General features: G+C 53.0%; 13 protein-coding genes. 3 read left to right on the top strand and 10 right to left on the bottom strand.

The genetic code is table 11. The annotated features are described in order from the left end of the window. Nucleotide 1: 1 nt before the first annotated feature. Nucleotides 2–2455 carry a TonB-dependent receptor gene (locus AC07OI_RS25185; protein WP_495259129.1) on the top strand — a complete coding sequence of 818 codons (2454 nt, stop codon included), beginning with the start codon at nucleotides 2–4 and terminating at the stop codon, nucleotides 2453–2455. 59 nt (nucleotides 2456–2514) lie between these two features. On the opposite strand, the gene AC07OI_RS25180 is transcribed toward AC07OI_RS25185, so the two are convergent. Next, the gene (locus AC07OI_RS25180) at nucleotides 2515–3180 is read right to left on the bottom strand and encodes a thioesterase II family protein (protein ID WP_495259128.1); all 666 of its coding nucleotides are present in this window, start codon (nucleotides 3178–3180) and stop codon (nucleotides 2515–2517) included. A 74-nt stretch (nucleotides 3181–3254) separates the two neighbouring features. Here AC07OI_RS25180 and AC07OI_RS25175 point away from each other — a divergent pair, with 74 nt between their 5' ends. After that, nucleotides 3255–4055, top strand: a complete 801-nt coding sequence (locus AC07OI_RS25175) for a 4'-phosphopantetheinyl transferase family protein (RefSeq protein WP_495259127.1) — start codon at nucleotides 3255–3257, stop codon at nucleotides 4053–4055. Between the two features lie 94 nt (nucleotides 4056–4149). Here the strand turns inward: AC07OI_RS25175 and AC07OI_RS25170 are convergent, their stop codons facing one another. Next, nucleotides 4150–4383 (bottom strand): hypothetical protein, encoded by a 234-nt coding sequence (locus AC07OI_RS25170; RefSeq protein ID WP_492706899.1) that lies wholly within the window; start codon nucleotides 4381–4383, stop codon nucleotides 4150–4152. A gap of 270 nt (nucleotides 4384–4653) precedes the next feature. Between AC07OI_RS25170 and AC07OI_RS25165 the strand changes: the two genes are divergently transcribed. Continuing rightward, nucleotides 4654–4965 (top strand): STAS domain-containing protein, encoded by a 312-nt coding sequence (locus AC07OI_RS25165; RefSeq protein ID WP_492706897.1) that lies wholly within the window; start codon nucleotides 4654–4656, stop codon nucleotides 4963–4965. Between the two features lie 265 nt (nucleotides 4966–5230). On the opposite strand, the gene AC07OI_RS25160 is transcribed toward AC07OI_RS25165, so the two are convergent. The 8 genes from AC07OI_RS25160 to AC07OI_RS25125 form a co-directional block, all read right to left on the bottom strand. Then, nucleotides 5231–7522: an ABC transporter transmembrane domain-containing protein gene (locus AC07OI_RS25160; protein ID WP_492706895.1), complete on the bottom strand. Its 2292-nt coding sequence runs from the start codon at nucleotides 7520–7522 to the stop codon at nucleotides 5231–5233. A gap of 141 nt (nucleotides 7523–7663) precedes the next feature. Next, a complete protein-coding gene (locus AC07OI_RS25155) occupies nucleotides 7664–7933 on the bottom strand; it encodes an acyl carrier protein (RefSeq protein ID WP_495259126.1) in 270 nt (89 codons plus the stop codon). Between the two features lie 22 nt (nucleotides 7934–7955). Continuing rightward, complete coding sequence (locus AC07OI_RS25150; protein ID WP_495259125.1) at nucleotides 7956–9731, bottom strand: fatty acyl-AMP ligase; 1776 nt, start codon at nucleotides 9729–9731, stop codon at nucleotides 7956–7958. Beyond that, nucleotides 9728–10669 (bottom strand): MsnO8 family LLM class oxidoreductase, encoded by a 942-nt coding sequence (locus tag AC07OI_RS25145; protein WP_495259124.1) that lies wholly within the window; start codon nucleotides 10667–10669, stop codon nucleotides 9728–9730. Before AC07OI_RS25145 ends, AC07OI_RS25150 begins: the two co-directional genes overlap by 4 nt. Further along, nucleotides 10666–11688, bottom strand: a complete 1023-nt coding sequence (locus AC07OI_RS25140) for a 1-aminocyclopropane-1-carboxylate deaminase/D-cysteine desulfhydrase (protein ID WP_495259123.1) — start codon at nucleotides 11686–11688, stop codon at nucleotides 10666–10668. Before AC07OI_RS25140 ends, AC07OI_RS25145 begins: the two co-directional genes overlap by 4 nt. After that, the gene (locus AC07OI_RS25135) at nucleotides 11685–12878 is read right to left on the bottom strand and encodes a hypothetical protein (protein ID WP_495259122.1); all 1194 of its coding nucleotides are present in this window, start codon (nucleotides 12876–12878) and stop codon (nucleotides 11685–11687) included. The genes AC07OI_RS25140 and AC07OI_RS25135 overlap by 4 nt, the downstream gene beginning before the upstream one ends. Before the next feature lie 26 nt (nucleotides 12879–12904). Beyond that, complete coding sequence (locus AC07OI_RS25130) at nucleotides 12905–17527, bottom strand: amino acid adenylation domain-containing protein (RefSeq protein WP_495259121.1); 4623 nt, start codon at nucleotides 17525–17527, stop codon at nucleotides 12905–12907. Between the two features lie 254 nt (nucleotides 17528–17781). Then, entirely contained in the window at nucleotides 17782–21708 is a 3927-nt protein-coding gene (locus AC07OI_RS25125; protein ID WP_495259120.1) for a non-ribosomal peptide synthetase, read from the bottom strand. Nucleotides 21709–21719: the final 11 nt, after the last annotated feature.

Below are 21719 nucleotides of genomic sequence, written 5' to 3'. Positions count from 1 at the left end.
CATGAACTGCAACAAGCCCTTCCGCTTGTCGGCGATCACTATCGCCATGATGACATTATTGAGCCAGGCTCAAGCCCAGGTCGCCAGCACCCCAGAGACGAGCACCACCGCTGCGCCAGCCAAGGCAGATGAAGTCCAGCAAATCGTGGTGACAGGTAATGCCCGCAGTGGCGGTCAGCGCAAGATTGACGCGTCTTACTCCATCACCACCGCCAATGAAGAACAACTGAAACAGGCTGCCCCCAGCAGCACTGCTGATTTACTGAAAATCGTGCCAGGTATTTATGCCGAATCCAGTGGCGGCAATGCCGGTGCCAATATTGGTGTACGCGGCTTCCCTATCGATGGTGATGCGCCGTTTGTGACGATACAAATGAATGGCTCGCCTTTGTTCCCGCCGCCTACCCTGTCTTTTCTTGAAGGTTCATCGCTGTTCCGTATTGATGACACAGTAGAACGGGTCGAAGTCTTGCGTGGTGGTCCCAGCCCTATCTTCTCGAATGGCCAGCCTGGCGCAACCATGAACTTTTTGCTCAAGAAAGGCCGTGATCTTGCAGAAGGCAGCTTGCGGGCTACTGTGGGAACTGGCAATCTGCGTCGTATTGACGGCTACTACGGTGGCAAGATTGCCGATGGCTGGTACGGTACCATAGGTGGTTTTTATCGTGTTGCACAGGGCGTGCGTGACGGGCAATACCCGGCAGATGAAGGCGGCCAGATCACTGCCAGCGTCACCAGAAAACTGGATCAGGGTGAGCTGACTTTCTATGCGCGCACTGTCAATGACAAAAACACTTTCTATACTGGCGTACCGCTGATCTCGGCCAGCTCTGCTGGCGGCAAACCTACGGGCTTCCCTGGTTTTGATCCTCTGACGGGTTCGCTGTATAGCAATGAATTGCGCAATGTCGCTCTGGAAGTGGGCCCGGGTCAAGTATTGAATAAGGACCTGGCAAATGGCCGTGGCTTGCAAGCCAATCTGTTTGGCGTGGACTTTTCGCAAAACATCAATGGCTGGAATATCAGCAACAAACTCAATCATTTTTCTGGTGATGCACCTACCCTGGCGATCTTCACCGGCAATAGCCCTGTGAGCATGTCCAGCTATATCAATAGTGCAATCCAGTCAGCCAATGGCCAGGCCAATGTGGTAGCTGCGGCAGGTGGCAAGCAGGCTATCTCAGGCACGGCGACTTATCTGAATGGTGGCGGTGCAGTTGCGGGTGACCAGCAAGTGATGTCTGCCGGCATCTGGTCGGTAGAAAAGAAACTGAGTTCCTTCACCGATGAACTGCGCATCAGCAAAGAATTCGTCAAGGACCACACCATGACGGCTGGCCTGTACTATGCAGATTATTCATCCAAGGACATGTGGTATCTGGGTAACGGTGTCCTGATGACAGCGACACCGAATGCCCGCCCTATCAATGTGCAATTGAATAATGGTGTGGTAGTCAGTGGCAATGGCCATGACGGCGCATCCTTCTATACCTTGAACGAGAATTTCTCGGCACAGAATACCGCGTTTTACCTGGCTGATGAATGGAAGATCAATGACCGCATCCGTGTTGATGCCGGTGTACGTACCGAAAACCGCCGCTTGAATGGTGTTATCTCGAATCCAAAATCAGTGGATCTGGATAATAATCCGCTGACCTTGTACAACAACAATGCATCCGTATTGAGTGGCTCGAATACGCCCGTCAATCGCAGCGACAGTGAAGTGTCTTACACACTGGGCGGCAATTACAAGGTGTCAGAAAACTTCAGCGTATTTGCCCGCCTGAACTCTGGCTTTGCGCTGCCACAGTTCGACACCATACGTGACAACGGTGTGAATGCGCCTGTGACCAAGGTCAAGCAGTATGAGATAGGTTTGAAGAGCGTGTCGGAATACGTCAGTGCTTACCTGACCTTCTTCCATAATACTTTCACTGGCCTGCCCTTCCAGCAGTTTTTGGCTAATGGTAGCAATGTGACTGCGATTGGTGGCTCCAGCGGTTCTGGTCTGGAATTTGAAGTGGCTGCACGCCCTGTCAAGAATTTCCAGATTTCACTCAGTGGTGCCTACCAGCAATCGAAGTATGAAAACTATGGTGCCAATACCGGCAATGAAGTGAAGCGTCAGCCTAAATTGCAGTTCCGCCTGTCGCCCAGCTACCGTATCCCGCTCGACAATGGTGATATCAAGCTGTATGGCACTTACACCCATGTCGATGCGCGCTTTGCCGATGCAGAAAACCAGCAATCCCTGCCCAAGTATTACACCCTGGATGCAGGCATCCTGGTGGGTCTGGGTGAGAATCTGGAATTCCGTCTGGCAGGCACTAACCTGACCAATCAACTGGGTCTGACCGAAGGTAATTCCCGCGTCATCGGCAGTGGCAGCAGCGTGGTCTTTGCCCGCCCTATCTTTGGCCGTGCAATTGAGGCGTCGGTGCTGTATAGGTTCTAAAACTTATTTGTCTTGTTCTGCAAGCGTGGCTCTGCTGTTCGGAGTCACGCTTTTTCATTTCAGGCAATCAGGCTTTGCACTTTATCGACTTCATCAAACAAGAAGAAATGCCCGCCTGCAAAGGTATGCACTTCAGGTGCATTCACAAAACATTCTGCCCAGGCCATGCCATCGGCCAGCGCTATCCTGTCATCCTGCCCCAGCAGCACTCTCACTGGAACATCGTACTGACGCAGGCTGCCATCGACATAGGCTTCTGCTGCGCCTATGTCGGCGCGCAGGATAGGCTCAAACAATTCCATCAATTGGGGTTCTGCGAGTACTTCTGCCGAGATGCCACCCATGTTTGCCACCCATTCCAAAAATTCGTCGTGCGGCAATTCCGCATGATGTTGTAATGCGCGGCTATGCGGTGCGGCAGCGCCTGACAACACCAGCCTTTGCGGCAGGCTGGCACCCAACTCCACCAGTCTGTCCAGCATAGCCAGCGCGATATAGGCACCCATACTGTGACCAAACAAGACATAAGACTTGCCAGCAGTCGCATGCAAAGTAGGTTCGAGTAAGGCCGATACCATCTCGGGTATGCTGTGCATCAAAGGCTGGCGCATATTGCAGCCATGTCCCGGTGGGTCTAGCACCAGCCATTCATGGTCGTGCTCACGCGACAGCTTGGCATAGCTATAACTGCTGCCACAGGCAAATGGGTAAGCGATGATTTTCAATATGCTTTTCCTTTATTACATTGCATGGGACTGATTTAAAAATATAATGCGGCAAAGACGAATATAACCTGACTATGACTTTCAGCACAAAAAATACAGCCTTCAGCCCGGCACCAGAAATATGGATAGCCAGGCTGGACTATCTGCGCGCATGCAGAAGTGGTTTGCAAACCCTGTTAACGAACGCTGAACAAGTGCGTGGTCAGCGCTATCTGCAGCAGGATGACCGAGACAGGTATCTGGGTGGGCGTGCGCTGGTCAAACTGGCTGCTGCAAAAATGTGTGGTATCCCGCCTCAAGAAATATCGATCGTTATAGCCGCTACAGGCAAACCGTCAGTCAGCTTAGCCAGGGAAGATATTGTGGCCCCGGCCATCAGCATTTCTCATGCCGGTAACCTGGTTGTGGTGGCACTGCAATATGGTATGGAAATTGGTGTGGATGTGGAGTTATTTAACCATGATGTCAATCTGGCTGAGTTGATGGACGTGGTTTGCAGCAGCGAAGAAATTGCTGAAGTCAATGATTCAGACAGCCAGAACCGGGCGCAAAAATTTTATGAATTCTGGGTACTAAAAGAGGCTTATCTGAAAGCCACAGGTGAAGGTCTGTCTGCCGATGCGCGGCGGCTGGTGTTCAGTGTGGATGCAACATCAAAGGTCAGCTTGATAAAGAGCCTTGACAGTGGCAATGCCGGGGATTGGGATTTTCTACTCAAACAGTATGATGAACTGCATGTCATTGCATTGGCAAGCAGGAGAGATCAATCCGGCAACGCTGTTGACTGCGGACGCGAACTGGTACACCGCAGGCCCACATTCATCGATGCATGGTCTTTGTTCAGGGAATATTGTTCAGGAAAAACATTCGATTGATGTGCTACATGATATCTGTTACATGAGCTTGCTACAGACATCAGGCACACAGCCCGGATGAGCCATGTGCTCTACTCTACTCGCGAGTGGGGATTTACTTCTTGATGCTGAGAACGATAGAACCGTTCCAGTTTGCACCGCCGTTTTCAACGAGGATGCTCAATACATTGGTGATCTCTGTCCATTCCATGGAAATTTTTGCGCCGCCGATGTCAACGCCGTCAGATTTCAGAGTGCCGTTTGGGTCAGACAGCAGTTTGGTACGGTATGCAGGATCTTGTGCGGATTTTGCGATTGCAGATGCCAGTTGGTCATATAAATGTGCCATTTTTTTTACCCCTAGTTTACGTGGTTCAACGAAGATATATCGGAATGAAACGAAACTCTATGCTGCCCGAAAATCAAAACTTGAAATCAAAATTCAAGCCCAAATTTTAGGCAGCGAAGGCAATAGTACACGCGCACAGAAATGATGTCTAGTGTTTAACAAAATTCAAAAAAATATTATTATTTTTGCGTTGTTAAAAATACGATTTGAGTCGAAATTACGTCTAGAATATGCAGCATTTAGTCCACAAACTTTCCTGTCAGGATCATTATGCCGAATATAAAAACCTTTACTCCTGCTGGCCGCCTCGATAGCAATAACTCTGCTGCGTTTGAGAAAGAAATTCTCGCTGCCATCGAAGCTGGTGAAGTGCACATACTGATCGATTTTTCTGATCTCGCCTATATCAGCAGCGCCGGTCTGCGTGTCATCTTGCTGACAGCCAAGAAAACCAAGGCAGCCAGCGGCAAGCTGGTCTTGTGCAGCCTGAATGAATCGATCAATGAAGTATTTTTGGTCAGTGGTTTTAATGCCATCCTGGATATACAGGCGAACAAGGATGCAGCGCTGGCGCGCTTCTGAATTCATTAAACTGTCATAAAAAGGCTCTCGCAATTTTTTTGCGAGGGCTTTTTTAATTTCCGTTGCCAGGACGCGCGCAAAATTTTCCCGGCATGGTTTGCACTTTAGGAAACCGCCCTTGCAAGGGCGATTCGTTTCATCGGCGGACAACATGTTGTCCGAAACCTCGACTACATCGCAGCGACGAAGGTAGTACTCTGGTACAAAGTCTTGCAAAAATGCGAGAGCTGCAACACAGCTGGGGCGGTTTTGCGCGAGCCCAGGCTCAGGCGTCTGCCGCTTCCATGATGGCCTGCGTCCACTCTGCTGCGCGCTCATAGGCAGTTGTCGTCACTGCTTCCTTGAGTTTGGGATCAGCATCCATCAGTTCCATGAATTGCTGGCGATCGAGGCTGATACAGGTACTATCTACCACCGCACGTACAGACCAGGTACGCGGTACCGGGCGTATCAAGGCCATCTCACCAAAGTAGTCGCCATCATCCAACATACCCAGCGGTGTTTCTTTATCGCCTTCGAGCTTCACATAGTTTTCAAGCTTGCCACGGGCGACGATGTAGAATTTGCTGCCTGGCTCACCTTCTTCAAACACAGGTTTGCCAGCAGCAAAGGATTCTGACACCAGCGACTTCGAGAGTTTTTGCAAGACTTCGTCCGAGCATTCTGACAGGAAAGGGATGCCCCTGAGTCTTTCGACGGAAACACTGGCCTTGCCGTCATCAGTAATCGTAAAGCCGCTTTGCTTGCGCCACAGCATGGCATAGCGGCCATCCTTGGCCAGCAGTTCTTCATGCGTACCCGACTCCACCACCTGGCCTTTTTCCATGACGATAATGAGGTCGTAATTGGTGATATGGGTAAAGCGATGGGTGACAGATACCACGGTCCAGTCGGCAGAGATGGCATCAAGAGTTGCACCTATCTCGGCCTCTGTATGGGCATCAAGTGCCGAAGTTGCTTCATCAAGAAAGAGTATGCGTGGATTACGCAACAGTGCTCGGGCAATCGCAATACGCTGGCGCTGGCCGCCCGACAGGCTGCCACCCTGGCTGCCGACAACGCTTTGATAGCCGTTCGGGAAAGTCTCGATCAAATCATGGATGCCCGCATCCTTGGCGGCAGCGACAATTTCTTCATCTGTTGCATCCAGCCTGCCCATGCGTATGTTTTCTGCGATGCTGGTATCGAACAAAGCCGTGTTTTGCAAGACCACGCTGGTCTGTGCGCGCAGCGATGCCTCGGTGCCATCACGCAGATCCACATTATCTAACAGTATCTTGCCCTTGTTCGGGTCATACAGACGCATCAGCAAAGACAGTACCGTCGATTTGCCGGAGCCGGAACCACCGACGATGGCAACAGTTTTGCCCGCCGGGATTTCTATATCGACGCCGCGCAAGATGGGATGATCCGCCTGATAGGCAAATTCCACACCTTGCAGTTTCAGGTTTTCCTGTATCGCTGGCAGTGCCGTGGCTGTGGGGCTATCAGGCAATGCTGGCTGCGCACCCAGCAGTTTTTGTATGCGCGAATAACTGTTCATGCCCTGCACCAGCAGAGGGATGGCCTGGGTCAGGTTGTCGGTAGCGCCACCGATATTGAGCAACAAGCCTATGAAGGCAATCAGCAAACCCGTGGTCAGAAAACCCATGACAGCCAGAATGGCACCAACACCGAGTACACCTATCTGCAGGAAACCAGCTGCCACATTGGTGGAGCGGCCTATCATGGAGGTGAAAAAATTCGCCCTGAAATCATCTTCCTGCAAGCGCGTCAACCTGTCACCAAATTGTTGTTCACGGTATTTGCTGAGATTAAAGGTACGTATGGTCAGGTGGTTCAGCAAGTTCTCTTGTACCAGACCTGCATTACCGGATTGCAGGTCATCACGTGAACGGCCAAACTTGCGCGCACGCGGGCCAAATGGCTTGGGAGCAAAGGCGATCATGGGCATGAGTATCAACGCCACCATCGCCAGCCGCCACTCAATGACGAATAACAAGACCAGACTGGTGACGATGGTGACCAGGCGCATGCAAAAGCTGGGCAAGCCACGCACCAGTGCGGTTTCTATCGCCATCACATCAGGACCAAAACAGGCAACGATATCGCCTTGCGGTGTCTTGCTGAAAAAATCGGTGGATTGCTTTTGCAGGTTGGCGAACATCCTTTCCTGCAAACTCTTGGAGATACGTGAACCTATGGTCGCCGTACCAAAATCCTGCATCAGCCCAGCACCAGCATTGAGCAGGAAACCCACAGCCAGTATGCCCAGCAGCATTGCCAGCAGCGGCATGTCCTTGTTGACGATGGCCTTGTCGAAGATATAGCGGTAGCTTAAGGGCATGAGCAGATTAAAGCCTATCTGCACCAGCAAGGCCAGCGCCACCAGGCTGGCCAGCAGACGGTAGGTAAAAGCCAGACCCAGTGCCTGACCGATAAATCCCCAGAAACTGGTTTTATGTTCGCCATCTGCTGCCTTGGCGGCTTCGTTTTTGGGTACTGACTTTTGATCGCTCATGCTTGCTCCGGTAGAGATAGGATCATGGGTTTCCATGATGCATTCATTCAGTGCTGCTCTTGCTTAGAGGTTATCGCGAAATTAACCTGGCGTTGTTGCGCCTCCTTGCCGTACTAAAGTACTGTCTGCGGCAGCGCGCCTAGCCATCTTAATCTCGCAACAACCTCTTAGTATTTTTTACTCTTTAGCCAGTGTTGCTACGTATTCACTCAAGAGACGTATCGTCGGATAATCCCAGACGATGGTGGACTCAATCTCTATACCGAGCAAATCATCAAGTTCAACAATCAGGTCCATGACATTGATGGAATCCAGGCCCAGGCTGTTGAACGGCATGTCGGGATCGATATCATCGGCTGCTTGCTTCAGTAGTTGCGCGACTCTGCTGACGAGCCAGTCTTCCAGCTGTTCTGCATCCCAGTTTTTTGCTGCCAGCTTTTCTGCCATTATCTGTTCCCGGATTAACTGATTAGTCTTTGTTGCGGAATTCTGCCGATGCGGTACGTGATCTGATACTGTCTGGCAATTCAGAAAATGTCCTGCGGTTCTGACCATAGCTGGTCTTGCCACTGGTAGTCTTGCTAATGCCCATGGGACCAACGAGGCGCAGATGGGTAATCGCAATTTCTGCCGGCGCCACTGCCAGCCGGATCTGGTTGGCGAGTTTTTCGAGTTCTGCACTCAGTGTCTGCTCAGCCGTGTCTGCAAACCAGCCGCGCGCCGTGCGTGCCAACTCGCAGATGACGATAATGCTTTCATTTTTTGCGCTCGCATCATCATAAGAAAAAACGGCGACATCCTCAATCCCAGCGACTGCATTCTGTATCAATGCTTCCACATCATGAGGATATATATTGCGGCCATTCACAATCATTAACTCTTTGCTGCGTCCGGTCACATACAATTGCCCATCGACAATGGCACCTATATCCCCAGTCACCAGATAACGCGACAGAGGCTGGCCAGCAAGTTGCGCATGAAAAGTCAGCTGGCTTTGCTCAGGATTATTGAAGTAAGTCTCAGGCACGCTGGGGCCGGTGATCCAGATTTCACCTATCTTGCCCTCAGCCAGCCTGAGTTTGCTCGTCGGGTCGGCAATGGCTATGCGCTCAGGGTCGGCATGACCACTGGCAACGAGTTGACGGCTATCTTCTTCATTCAGCGGCGCACCTATATTACCCTGCTCCAAACCCAGTATTGAAACGGGGCGTATGACAGGATCATGGTTACCCGTAGCGAACAGCGTGGTTTCTGCCAGGCCATAGCAGGTCAGCATATTCATGTTCGAATAGCCTGCCGGAGCAAAGCGTTGTTCAAATTTTTGCAGAGTGATTGCGCGTATCGGTTCGGCACCGTTATAAGCAGTCTTCCAGGCGTGCAAGCGCAAGTCTGTTATATCGGCATCGGCCACCCGGTCAGCACAAAGCTGATAAGCAAAATTGGGGCCGCCGGACATGACTTTACGGCCATCGTCTTGTGCCGATATCAGTTGCAACCAGCGCACCGGGCGTTTGATGAAGGCAGACGGTGCCATGCTGACACCGGGTATACCACCATATAGTGGCGTCAGCAAACCACCTATCAGACCCATGTCATGATAATGCGGCAGCCAGTTGACCATGACAAACTCGGGATCAACTCTGAAGTCTTTTTGTATTAGCGCGAGATTAGCTGCCAGATTGCTGTGGCTGACCAGTACGCCTTTTGGCAAGCTGCTGGAACCAGACGTGTATTGGATGAAGGCATAGTCCTGGGCTTTGCGCCCGGCCATGTCCCTGCCTTCACCTAATACCTTCAACTGTATGGTACTGAGTACATGCATGCCTTCCAAAGCCGGGCTGGAGGCAAATACATCCTGTAATCGCAGCACTTCAGGCTCGCTGGTCAGCGTCATCGTCGCGCCGCAATTGCTGACGATGGCTTCGAGTATATGCGCTTCGCGTCCACGTCTGGGCATGGCGATGGGGATGGCAATAACGCCCGCAATCTGACAAGCCAGGAAAGCCAGTATGAAATCCAGACCTGGTGAAAACGCCAGGATGATCATGCGCGGATGATCATCAGGCCAGCTTAATTGCAACAGGCCACAGGCGATGCCTTCACTGGCAGCATACAGTTCCTGGCGGCTCAAATGTTCTGCCAGGTCTTGCGAGCGCTCTGGCACCCAGGACATGGCAGCGGCATCAGCATCTACCTCCATGTATGCACGGTATTGATCCAGTAAAGTCAGAGGACTGGTCTTCATGTCTGAAATTCCGTTGGCAATTGAAATAATTCAGCCAGTGCAACTATGGCTGCACGCTTGTGTTCTTCCAGATGCCACATGTGATAGATGATGATGCTGTCAGCATCGTAGCGTTCCTGCATCGCGAGTATCTGGTCGCGGCAGGATGCTGGCGTGCCACAGATATTGACGCGCATGGTGCTGCCTATCCAGCTTTCTACCTGCTGTTTTTGAGTCTGGGCAATCTCTTCGGTATCAGCACAGACACAACTCAGTGCAATGGCGATTTTTGCTTTGTCTGTACTGCCCTGGTATTCGCCATACTGACGTTTATAGGCAGCGGTGATGGCAGCATCCTGCGTACTGGCTCTGTGAAATAGCGAATAGGCATAACTGGCTGCTGACTTTGCTGCCAGTTCTGCCGTGCCAAAGCCTGAACCCATGATCCACAGCGGTGGTCTTTCAGCAAAGCATGGTGTGGCTGCGTGGGCAAAGCGGTGCCCTTCGGGGAACTCACCATCGAGATAGCGCTTCAGATCCGCCAGTTTGCTGGCAAACTGTTTGGTAATGACAGCGGGCGGCTCATCCGTACCTGTCAATGCGGCCAGTGCAACAGGATCAGCAGGCACGCCACCGCAAACTCCCAGCACGACACGACCACCTGATAATGCAGATAAGCCACGATAATTTTCTGCCACAGCCAGCGGGCTATACAGGGGCAGCAATACTGCTGCTGATCCCAGCCCTATACGTCGCGTGGCTTGCGCCAGCGCAGCCAGCATCATTTCCGGCGCAGCCCAGGAGAAATGGGATTCGTGGTGTTCGGCCAGCCATAGGCGCTCATAACCCAGTTGGTCAGCCAGCTTCGCCATCCTGAAGGTTTGCGCCAGCACATCTGCGCCATTCTGGCCGGGGGCAATGATGCCCAGATCCAGCAGGGATAAGCTCAAGCTACTCATGCTGCCGCCTTTGCACAAATGGTGGATGGATCAGGATCAACCGCGCTATAGGTATTCCAGAACAGCACGCGCCGCCCTTGCAAGGTGGACTTGCGGAACATCGCCAGTGTCTTGGAGATATAGGTGGTCTCAGTACGGAAGTTACTGGCCTCCGCCACTTCCTTGGCGGCTTCGTCGGCATCGGCATTGCTTTGCCCGTAACCTGGTGCGGCAAAGTCATCGACCCAGAGTATTTCGCCGAACTGCGGTTCTTTGGTATAACCAGCCTGGCGCAACAGGGCCAGGGTTTTCATCGCCAGTTTTTTCATCTTGCCTGGGCCAGTGATCATCATGGGTACCATGCGCACCGCCACCACACGTATCGGCAAACCCGCCATCGCCAGGCCCAGCCAGACGCCGGATGCAGTAGCGCAAGTACCGGTAGGGATAACGATGTCATCTATCATCGGCAGTTCGCCACTTTTGATGGCAGCCGCAATTTCCAGAGCACCTTCGATGACGCCCAGCACGCCTATGGGATGATGCGAGCCTGGTGGTATCCAGTAAGGGCGCTGCCCCTGATGGCGGGAATAACGTATGCGCAGGAAAGCCATGGGCACATCGAGGAAACGTTCACAGCGCAGGAATTCCATGCCCAATGCTGGCAACAGGCGCTTGTTCAACCCAGCCTCATGCACATTTGGCTGTGGTGTCAGCAAGGCGCGCGCATGCAGGCCGTGGATACGGGCAAAGGTCGCCGTCGCCAATACCTGATGGCTGCCGAGTGGCCCCATGGTGGCGACACTGGTCGCGCCCTTGGCTATCGCATCGCCAAAGAAATATTCGAGATTCCTGACCTTGCTGCCACCATAGATGGGAGAGCTGAAGTCATCGCGTTTCACCCATAGCGCTTGCAAATTCCAGCGTGCTGCCAGGCTGGCTTCATTACTGATGGGTGTTGGTCTCTCTACCAGGTCTACAGGTTTATACATGGCATCCAGGCCGGGCACCATTTCGGTAAGCAGTCGCGCTGTCATCATGCGTGCTCCGCCGGATTGAGCATGGCCGGACTCAGGTGCCGGAATTCTTCAGCCAGTGCGCTGAAGCAGCCAGCCTCGCTGCGATCCAGATAGGCTTGCAGGCGTGGCTCCAGATCAGGATAGGTGCGCAATCTTTGCAAGAGTGCAGGCACGACTCTTTGCAGGCAGGCCAGCATGAGTAAGGACGGATTGCGGTATTCGGCTTCTACATCGGCCACTGGCCCCAGCATGAAGTGACGCACGGTTTTACTGAGGTCTGCAAAGGCAGCCATGAGCATTTCCATGAAGGCCGCATCGCTCTTGACTTCAGCCATGGGGATGATGGAGCCAAGATCGACAAAACCGCCATCAATGACGGCATTTTGCATTTCCAGGCAATGGCCTATGCCTATGTGTTCTGTGCGGCCAGGCAGAAAACCCAGGGCCAGCATGCGGGCAACCAGGTCTATCCAGCGATCGACCACCTGTTCTGGTGTCAGGCCATAGTCCGCAGTCAGGCTGTTCAGTCTTTGCAGCCAGGGTATGGTGCCGAGCTTTTTCAATTCCACAGGCAAGTGGGCAACCCGCAAAGGCAGGCTGGGGTAGTGATAGATGATCGCTGCCAGGCCATCTGCTGATGAAGTCTCAACGATGCGCATGGCCCTTTCTGACAACAGGCTACGCAAGGCAGTGAGATGACTGTCGCGTACGGATGTGGGCCACTGTATTACCAGCAAGGGTGTAGGTATGCAGGCAAGATTTCCAAAACGTTTTAAATGCGCTTGCTGCAACATGCAAGCAGCTTTCGCATCTTCCACTGCTTCAAACGCGCTGATGGCCAGCGGGATTTTTTGCTCAACCAGAGCAAAATGTTCAGCCGCAGAAAATAGCGATTTACCGCGTACGGGGTAATCAATGCGGAATTGCGACAAGACAGCCAGATGCTGGTCACGGTCATGCGCATACACTTCCGTCCCTTTATGCGCCAGTACACCCGCGCCAGTATCCTGGTAAAAAGCCCGCAAGTGGCGATAGGGCCTTTGGTACTCGCCAGACTGAAAGGGATTGATGCCATGGGCACAAGGCAGTTCCTGGCGCAAAGCCGCCAGTCGCGTATCAAGATCGGGCAAAATCGCTGACAGGGCTGTATGCAGCTCAGCCGCTTCTGTTGTCACATCCCATAAAACCCGTTCTACTTTATGGGCAGTCATGTTTGCTTGCTCCGTCATCGTATCTTTCATGATGGTGTTGCCCCTGGCTTGCGCAATTCTTTCAGTCTTTGCAAACCACTCTTACGCAAATCACGTTTTGCCGCTTCCTGACGTTCTGCACCATCGAGTGACAACATGGCGGCCAGGCTGGCATAGCTGATGCTGGTATCGGCGGCGACCTGGCACAGCACAGCGATAAATTCTCGTTGTACGCTTTGTGCAGTTGCTGCAGTAAATAATTCTGTACTGAATTCCAGTGTGGCACGCAATTGTGGCTCATCAATGACAGTCAGCAGCAAATCGTATTTTGCGGTATCGGTATGCAAGTCGACTGCCTGTATCTGGAAGTGCTTATTATCCAGTTCCGCCAGTGGTGCATTTTGCAGGACGAACTTGTGCTGGAACAGCGGCATGCCCCCCGCATCGCGTGGCGGGTTCAGTTCCTGCACCAGCAAGTCAAATGGCAAGTGCTGGTTGAAATAAGCTTGCAAGCTGGTTTGCCTGACCTTGCCCAACATATCGGCAAAGCTGTTGCAATCAGCAAAATTGCTGCGCAAGACCAGTTGATTAACGAAGAAGCCCTGGATTTTTTCTGCGAACGGATGATCCCTGCCTGCGATATCGCTACCAACGACGATATCATCCTGCCCAGCCCTGTGGCGCAGGACGACATGAAAAGCCGTCAGCAAGAGCATGAACAGGGTAACTGAATGCTGACGCGATACACGGCGCAAATCATCAGATAGCTTGGTATCAAGCCCGAAGCTGGTGCGTGCGCCAGCATGGCTGCTGTTTGCCGGACGCGGAAAATCTGTGGGTAAATTCAGGCGTGGCAAGGCAGCCAGTTGCTGCTTCCAGTATTGCATTTCCTTGTTGATATATTGCTCCTGCACCTGCTGTTCCCACCAGTGGCTGAAGTCGGCATATTGCAATGCGGGTTCTGCAAATGCCTGGATGTGGTTTACTTCAGCGGCATAGGCTTGCAAAAGTTCTTGTGCAAACAGGGCAATCGCCCAGCCATCGGTGGCGATGTGGTGTATCAGTATCAGCACATAGGCTTGCTGGTCGCCATTGAGCAAGAGACTCAGGCGCACCGGTCTTTCATTTTCCAGATCAAAGGCCTGGCTGGCCAGTTGTTTGAGCCTGGCATTGATCTGTGTTTCATCCAGGTTTTCTTTAGCGATATCTTCAACATGAATTGCCAGCTTAGCGTCGTCAGCCACGACCTGCATGACAGCACCCTGCCCTTGCTTTTGTATGCGCAGGTTGAGTATCTCATGGCGCGCCACCACTTGTTGTACAGCGCACTGGAAAGCAGCCTGGTCCAGATTGCCATCCAGCCGTGCCGCCAGTGCGACATTGTAGTTGGCGCTGGCTCGCTCCATCTGGTGCAAAAACCACAGGCGCGATTGCGCACGTGACAAAGGCAAACCCTGAGCGCGATTCAATGCTGGTAAAGTCAGCGCCTGTGCTTGCACATAGCCGCTTAGTAATTCGCGTACTGCTGCTGCCAGAGTTTGCAGTGTCGGATATTCAAATATCAGGCGCAAAGGCAGGTCCACCGTGAAAGCAGCCCGCAACCTTGCCATGACGGCCGTTGCTCGCAGTGAATGTCCGCCCAGGGCAAAGAAATCATCCCTGGCATGCACGCCCGGCACAGACAATACTTCTGACCATACTGCTGCAATAATGTCCTGCACAGCATCAGCACCTGCCTGCTGCTGTGCATGTGCATTGCCCTCGCGCTCAGGCAGTGGCAGGTTTTTTCTATCCACCTTGCCATTGACTGACACTGGTACGCTATCCAGTTGCAAGAAATGCGAGGGCAGCATGCTGGCTGGCAGTTGCGCTTGCAGATACAGGCGCAATTCCTCTGCCCCCAGGCTCTGGCCGGGATGCAGGACGTAGTAGGCAATCAATTCCTTATCAGATTTACCCGAGGCCGGGCCAGCTTCATTATGGTCATGCACTATGCAAATCGCATCACGTATCGCCGCATGCCTGCCCATGGCGATTTCTATCTCGCCCAGCTCTATGCGAAAACCACGTATTTTGACCTGGTTATCAAGGCGACCCAGAAATTCCATAACGCCATCCGCATAAAACCTGGCACGGTCGCCGGTTTTATACATGCGGGCATTCTGCGCGCCCGGTCCGGCATGTGGGTCGTGCAGGAAGCGCTCTGCCGTTAACTCGGGTTGGCCTACGTAGCCTTCGGCCAGGCAATCACCGCCTATATATAAGTCACCAGGCAGGCCCACAGGCACAGGCTGCAAGTCTGCATCAAGGATGTAGTAACGGGTGTTCTGTATCGGCCTGCCGTAGGGGACGCTGACCCAGTCTGGCTGTAGCTCTCCAACGATATGGTAATTCGACCAGATGGTCGCTTCAGTCGCACCACCCAGTGCAACGACGCAGACACCAGGGAAAACCGCTTTCATGCGGTCTGGCAGGGCCAGTGGTATCCAGTCACCACTGAGGAAGATCAGGCGCAGCCTGGAAGTCGCAGAACCTTGCGGTAATAATGATTCCAGTTGCCACAGGGCTGCCGGTGCAGAATCCCAGAAGCTGATATCTTCTGTTTCTATTATTTTCAACAAACGCTCAGGGTCTGCAATCTCGGCCTCACTGGCTATCCTGACGACGCCGCCTGCGGCCAATATGCCAAAGATGTCATACACCGACAAATCAAATGCCGGTGAAGTGACGAACAAAAGCTTGTCCTGCGCGCCTATGTCAAATGTGTTGTTCACCCACTCTATGAGGTTGATGGCTTTTTGATGCAAGACCAATACACCTTTGGGCTTGCCGGTGGAACCGGATGTGAAGATCACATAAGCCGGGTCTTGCGGGCGTGCCTGGTTTTGCAAGGCTGCGACTGGCAAGGCTGTCGTCAGATCTACGCAGACGACTTGCAATTGTCGCTCATTTGCCAGAGCCAGCGTGCTCTCCATCAAACTGCTGACCGTCAATATGCTGCACACTGGCAGGCTATCAAAAATCGCCATGACACGGGCAGCAGGCAGTTGCGGTTCTATAGGCACATAGTGATGGCCGCTGGCGACGACGGCCAGCAGGGCAATCAGCATTTCGCGGTCACGCGTGAGCCTGACGGCGACTGGTGAATTTGCGCTCAATCCCAGGGCATTAATGGCATGCACCACCTGGCTGACCCTGTCTTGCAAACTGGCATAGCTCATGCTGCCTTGCGCATCGATAAGGGCTATCGCATCCGGCGTGCGCGCTGCCTGATCTATGAAGATGCTTGCCAGCGTGGCTGTAGTGTCATAAGCGCAGGCAGTGTCATTCCATTGCTGCAATTGCAACTCACGCTGCTCTGCTGTCAGCAAATGCAAATCCCTGACCAGTTGCTCACCAGTGGCATGAGCCAGTTGTTCCAGCAAAAAACGATATTGCTCCAGCATGGCTTGCGCTGTTGCAGGCTCTATACGCGTGGTGTCTGCCAGCAGGCGTAAATGCAAGCCATCGTCTTTGGGTTCGACAATCAAGGTCAGCGGGTAATTCGATTCTTCCTGGAGATGGTAATCGATGATGCTGGCATCACCTAGTTGATTACCCTGCACTGCCAGCGGGTAATTTTCATAGACGACGATAGTGTCAAACAGCGCCTGGCCCGACGGCAGCTCACTCCATTCTGCTATGCGACTCAGGCTGCTGTGTTCATGTTCACGCGATGCCGCAAGGTGTCTGTGTACATCAGTCAGCAGGCTGGCAATGCTGTGGCCTGCGCCATGTTTGATGCGCAGCGGTATGGTATTGATGAACAGGCCTACCATCTGCTCTACCCCATCCAGTTCAGCAGGCCGGCCAGAAGTAGTGACACCAAACAGCACATCCTTGCTGTCTGCATATCTTGACAAGAGCAAACCCCAGCAAGCCATGATGGCGCTGACGGTGGTGACACCCGTTTTTTGTGACAGGGCTAATAATGCACTAAAGTCATCAGCAGCCAGCAGGTTTTCAAAAGCCAGGACTTTTGCAGCGGCTCCCGTATTGCGTTTCAACACTGGCAAACTGGTCGCTTGCTCAAAGCCGCGCAGGGCATGACGCCAGTAATCTTCTGCCGCCAGATTATCGCGCTTGCCCAGCCAGAGTAAAAAATCGGTATAGGGGCGCTCTGCTGGCAGGCTGGCTGCCTTGCCCTGCAATAAATCGGCATACTGTTGCGCCACCGTAGCCAGCACCAGACCGGATGCCCAGCCATCGAGTATCAGGTGATGATGGCTCCAGACCATCTCCCATTCATGTTCTGCCCAACGCACTATGCTGACACGCATCAGTGGGGCGCTATCCAGTGCAAAGCCTTGCTGGCTGTCAGCCTGCAAGAATTGCTGGCGCAAGGCTTCATGCTCTCGCTTTGGTGAATCGCTGTAATCGACGATTTTGAATGGCAGGACGACTGTAGTCTGTAATTGCTGGCGTGGCTGGTCCCCCGTCCACAGGAAGCGCATGCGCAAGGCGCAATGATGTGCGATGACGGTTTCCCAGGCTTGCTGCAGTTTTGCTGTATCGAGTTCGCCTTGCAGGCGTACTTGCAATTGCTGGAAATAAGCAGCGCTGGCTGGTTCACGTAAGTGGTGAAACAGCATGCCTTGTTGCATGGCCGTCAGGGGAAAAACCATTTCCATATTTGTTCCAGCCCTCATCAATGTTTAGAATAGCAAAAACAAGTTTTTCATTACTAATAGGACTTACGCAAAATTGTCCCAACAAGGCTATCGCTTTTCGGAAACATCCCTTGAAAGGAATGTTCGCTTCGTCGGCAGACAATATATTGTCTGAAACCCCGACTGCACCGTAGCGACGAAGACAGTACTTTAGTACCGAATCTTGCCAAATGCGGGAGCTGCAACGCTTTGGGGCGGTTTTGCTTAAGTCCTAACTACAGGCCCAGCATGGGCAAGAGTATCTGCCGCCCAAGACCGTGCAGGCGCTCGACTTCCTTCAATTCCTGATCCAGGGCTACTACTACCGCATTGACCCTGGGCGTTTCCATCATCGACATATGGTCGCCGACGATATCGCGTACCTTGACAAAGCAGATTTTGTCCCAGCCCAAATGTTTTTCTTCCGAGTTGTAGTGTACTGCCGCCTCACGTATCGCTTCCGGCAAAGCCTGTGTGGCTTTCATGAGCAGGGTGCGGCGCGGCAGAGGGCCAGCGGCATAGCGGCCTATCACTGTCACATTTTTTTCAAACACATGAAATAGTCTGGCGATTTCTTTTTCATCGGCATGTGGTGGTACATAATCAGCTTCCCGTGCCAGTTCCAGCAGGCGCTGCAATGCGATATCAAATGGCAAGCCAGATAAATCAGGACAGGCGATGTCTGCCTTGTGGGCAATCAGGCGCGAGATGGAGCGCAATAAACGTTCACGCGGCGGCGCAGATTCAGCCAGTGGTGCAACTTGGCTGTCTATCAGGCACAGGAAAGCAATTTCATAACCGCGTGCCAGGGCCTGCCTTGCCATTTCATAAGCGATGATGCCGCCCGAGGACCAGCCTGCCAGCAGATAGCGCTGGTCCTTGACCAGCGGGGCGATCTTGTCCAGATACAGACTGGCCAGTTCTTCCACGCTTTCATAGATTGCTACCCCCATGAGGCCGGGGTCTTGCAGGGCTATCACTGGCCTGTCTGTCGTCAAACCGCTGGCGAGGTCGCGATAACACAAGACACTGCCGCCGGTAGGGTGCACCAGTACGATGGGCGTGTGCTGGGGATTGCCTGCACGTATGGGTATCACGACAGGATCAAGTTGCAGGCTCTCATTGCGCAAGAGCTCTGCCTGAGCTGCAATGGTAGGGGCAGAGAATAGCGAAGTCAGTGGCAACCTGTAGGAAAACTCTTTGTCTATCTCCGCCATCAGGCGTACGGCCAGAAGCGAATGTCCACCGAGGTCAAAGAAATTACTGGTGATGCCGACCTGGGATACATGCAGCACACTTTCCCAGATACGTTCCAGGCGCATTTCCAATGTATCGCGCGGTGCCTGCGACATTGCTGTATTTGATGGCCGCAGTTTCAGCAAAGCCTTGTTATCGACCTTGCCATTGGGCATGAAGGGGAAGGCATCAATCGGTATCAGCCAGTTTGGCAGCATATAGTCTGGCAAGGCAGCGGCCAATTTCTCCTTGATACTGGCGACGGTCAGGCTCCCCCCTGGCTTGAGGGTATAGAAGCACAATAACTGGTCTATGTTTGCCGCATCCCTGTCCACTACCACGGCAGCCATCAGCACCTCAGACTGTGCGGCAACAATGGCTTCTATCTCACCCAGCTCTATGCGATAACCGCGCAGCTTGACTTGCCGGTCTGCGCGACCAAAGCAATCGAGTTTGCCATCTAAACGCCAGGCACCGAGGTCGCCAGTGCGATACATGCGTTCGCCATGCACGAATGGATCGCTGACAAAACGTTCTGCCGTCAAGGCATCACGCTGATAATAGCCTTGCGCCAGGCTGGCACCTGCCACATACATTTCCCCACGTACCCCTATGGCTTGCGGCTGCAGATATTCATCGAGCACATAGATGCGGGTATTGTCTATGGGCTTGCCGATGGCAACTACCACATCATCCATACAGACTTTTTCGTAAACGACTTGCACCGTCGCCTCAGTAGGGCCATACAGGTTGATACATTCTGCCGCGCTTGGCAAAGCCGTCAGCACCTGGCGTGCCAGCTCGGCATCCAGCACCTCACCGCCACAACAGAGGCGACGCAGGCGCAGGCATTTGGCGAACTCCGGCTGCCCTACCATCATGCGCAACATGCTGGGCACAAGTTGCAGCACGCTGATATCAAAATCCTGCAGGGTTTGCAACAAGGCTTCAGGGTCTCTTTCGACTCCAGGGGCAGCCAGTACCAACCTTGCACCTGCCATCAAGGGAGCAAATACTTCCCACACCGAGGCATCGAAGCTGATGGCAGTTTTTTGTAGCACTGCATCGTCTGCATCCAGTGGCAAATCCCTGAGCATCCATTGCATGTGATTGGCGAGTGCGCCATGTGTTACGGCGACAGCCTTGGGCTGGCCGGTAGAACCCGAGGTGTAAATCAGGTAAGCCAGGTCACTGCTTCGTAAAGTTGGGAATTGCGGCTCTGCTGCATCTTCAAGTGCGGGCAAGGTATCGACCGTGATCAACTTTATCTTTTCCAGCAAACACGAGAAAGCAGCCTGCTGTTTGAATTGTGTCGCAATAGCCGCGCTGGTCAGCAATACACTGACACCACTGTCTTGCAACATGAAAGCAATGCGCTCTTCAGGATATGCAGTATCGAGCGGCAGGTAAGCTGCCCCGGCCACCTGTATCGCCAGCAGGCTGGCTATCATGTCTACACTGCGATCCAGCAATACTGCCACCACCCTGGCCCTGGCTTCATCCTGCTGCCTGGCCAGCAGCACATGTTGCGCCAGTTCTGCTATGCGGTGCAAACAAGCCTGGCCACTCAATTGGGTCAGCGGGCTTTGTATGAATATCTGTTCGGGATGCTTTGCAAGGCAAGCAAGAATATCTTGCACTGGTGCCTGCCATGGTTCTGCTGGCGGCACTGATGGCCCGGCAAAATCATGCATGATCTGCTGCCGCTCATTGGGGCCCAGCAGTGTCAATTGATCTATCTGCGCCTCAGGACTCTCGACTATGGATGCCAGCAGGGTCAGCAATTCTTCTTCCAGATTGTGCATGCAGGCAGAGTCGCAGATTGCCATATCGTAATCCAGGTACAGTTGCAATTGGCTTGTTGCATCTGCATAAGCAGACAACACCAGCAGACATTCATCTGTCCAGGCGAAAGGTGCATCTGCGGTTATCAGTTTGCCTGCGCTCGCCTGCTGCCAGCAAAAACCTGCCGCCAGACCCTGTTTGCTATCCAGCGGTGCGATATAGTCTTGCAGCGCGCAGGCTTCATCAATGGCGGTGCTATGCGTCTTCAGCAATGTAATGAAGCTGGCATGCGGATTAATCACATTATGCAGCGGGATAAACCGTGTCATAGGCCCCATGGCTGTCGCCATTTCTTCATACGCACGACCATTGGCCTGATAAGCTACGGCAGGTGACTGCGGATTTAATCTGTATAACAATACTGCCCAGGCGAGATAAAGCAAATGCGCGACTGGCAACTGGCTTTTGTCAGCCAGGGCATTGAGAGCGGCGGACAAGTCTGCTGGCAATGCCAGAGGCTGACGCTTGACATAGGGTGTAGCCTGGCGCTGCCTGCGCATGAAAGGCCAGTCAGGCAGGCTTCCTGCCTTCAGGCTGTTTGTCGTATCCCAGGCTGGCAATTGCACATCCTGAGGTTCTGCCAGCATATCGTGCTGCCACTGCGCCAGGCTGGTGAAGGGCAGGTCTTCTTCCGCAAATTTTATAACATGCGGCGTGGCGCACCATGCTGCATCGACCAGCTTTTCTTCCACTTCAGTCAATATCAGCAAAGCCGTCTGCGCATCACCGCACAAGGCAGATAACCCTAGCCGGTAATGGCTGTCATTCAATTTTTGCAAGCAGGCGCGCTGGTCTTCATGGATAGCAGCCAGCTGTGGTGGCGCTATTTGCGTAGACGCTAATGTTTCAGCAGATGCCTGCACAGGTAACTGCATGCCGGGCAATACCCCAAATTGCATGCGCAGGATTTCATGCCTGGCCAATACATGGTCAAAGGCAAGGCACAATATTGCTTCATCCACGTCAGCGCATCGAAAGTCAACACTGACCAGATAAGTCTGCTGACCATCTCTTTGCGCCAGTTGCCACAGCCTTTGCTGGACTGGTGACAATGAAAAACCGCTTTTTAATTTGCTGCTCACTTGCGCATCCC

The sequence above is a fragment of the Undibacterium sp. GW821-FHT07F11 genome (assembly GCF_059418665.1).
Note: the sequence above shows the minus strand (reverse complement) of the source record. Positions and strands in the feature narration are given on the sequence as shown.

Bases quoted from the DNA above. Each gene is read 5' to 3' on its own strand.
- AC07OI_RS25185 (WP_495259129.1), top strand. From the start codon at position 2: ATGAACTGCAACAAGCCCTTCCGCTTGTCGGCGATCACTATCGCCATG.
- AC07OI_RS25175 (WP_495259127.1), top strand. From the start codon at position 3,255: ATGACTTTCAGCACAAAAAATACAGCCTTCAGCCCGGCACCAGAAATA.
- AC07OI_RS25170 (WP_492706899.1), bottom strand. From the start codon at position 4,383: ATGGCACATTTATATGACCAACTGGCATCTGCAATCGCAAAATCCGCA.
- AC07OI_RS25165 (WP_492706897.1), top strand. From the start codon at position 4,654: ATGCCGAATATAAAAACCTTTACTCCTGCTGGCCGCCTCGATAGCAAT.
- AC07OI_RS25160 (WP_492706895.1), bottom strand. From the start codon at position 7,522: ATGGAAACCCATGATCCTATCTCTACCGGAGCAAGCATGAGCGATCAA.
- AC07OI_RS25155 (WP_495259126.1), bottom strand. From the start codon at position 7,933: ATGGCAGAAAAGCTGGCAGCAAAAAACTGGGATGCAGAACAGCTGGAA.
- AC07OI_RS25150 (WP_495259125.1), bottom strand. From the start codon at position 9,731: ATGAAGACCAGTCCTCTGACTTTACTGGATCAATACCGTGCATACATG.
- AC07OI_RS25145 (WP_495259124.1), bottom strand. From the start codon at position 10,669: ATGAGTAGCTTGAGCTTATCCCTGCTGGATCTGGGCATCATTGCCCCC.
- AC07OI_RS25140 (WP_495259123.1), bottom strand. From the start codon at position 11,688: ATGATGACAGCGCGACTGCTTACCGAAATGGTGCCCGGCCTGGATGCC.
- AC07OI_RS25135 (WP_495259122.1), bottom strand. From the start codon at position 12,878: ATGACTGCCCATAAAGTAGAACGGGTTTTATGGGATGTGACAACAGAA.
- AC07OI_RS25130 (WP_495259121.1), bottom strand. From the start codon at position 17,527: ATGGAAATGGTTTTTCCCCTGACGGCCATGCAACAAGGCATGCTGTTT.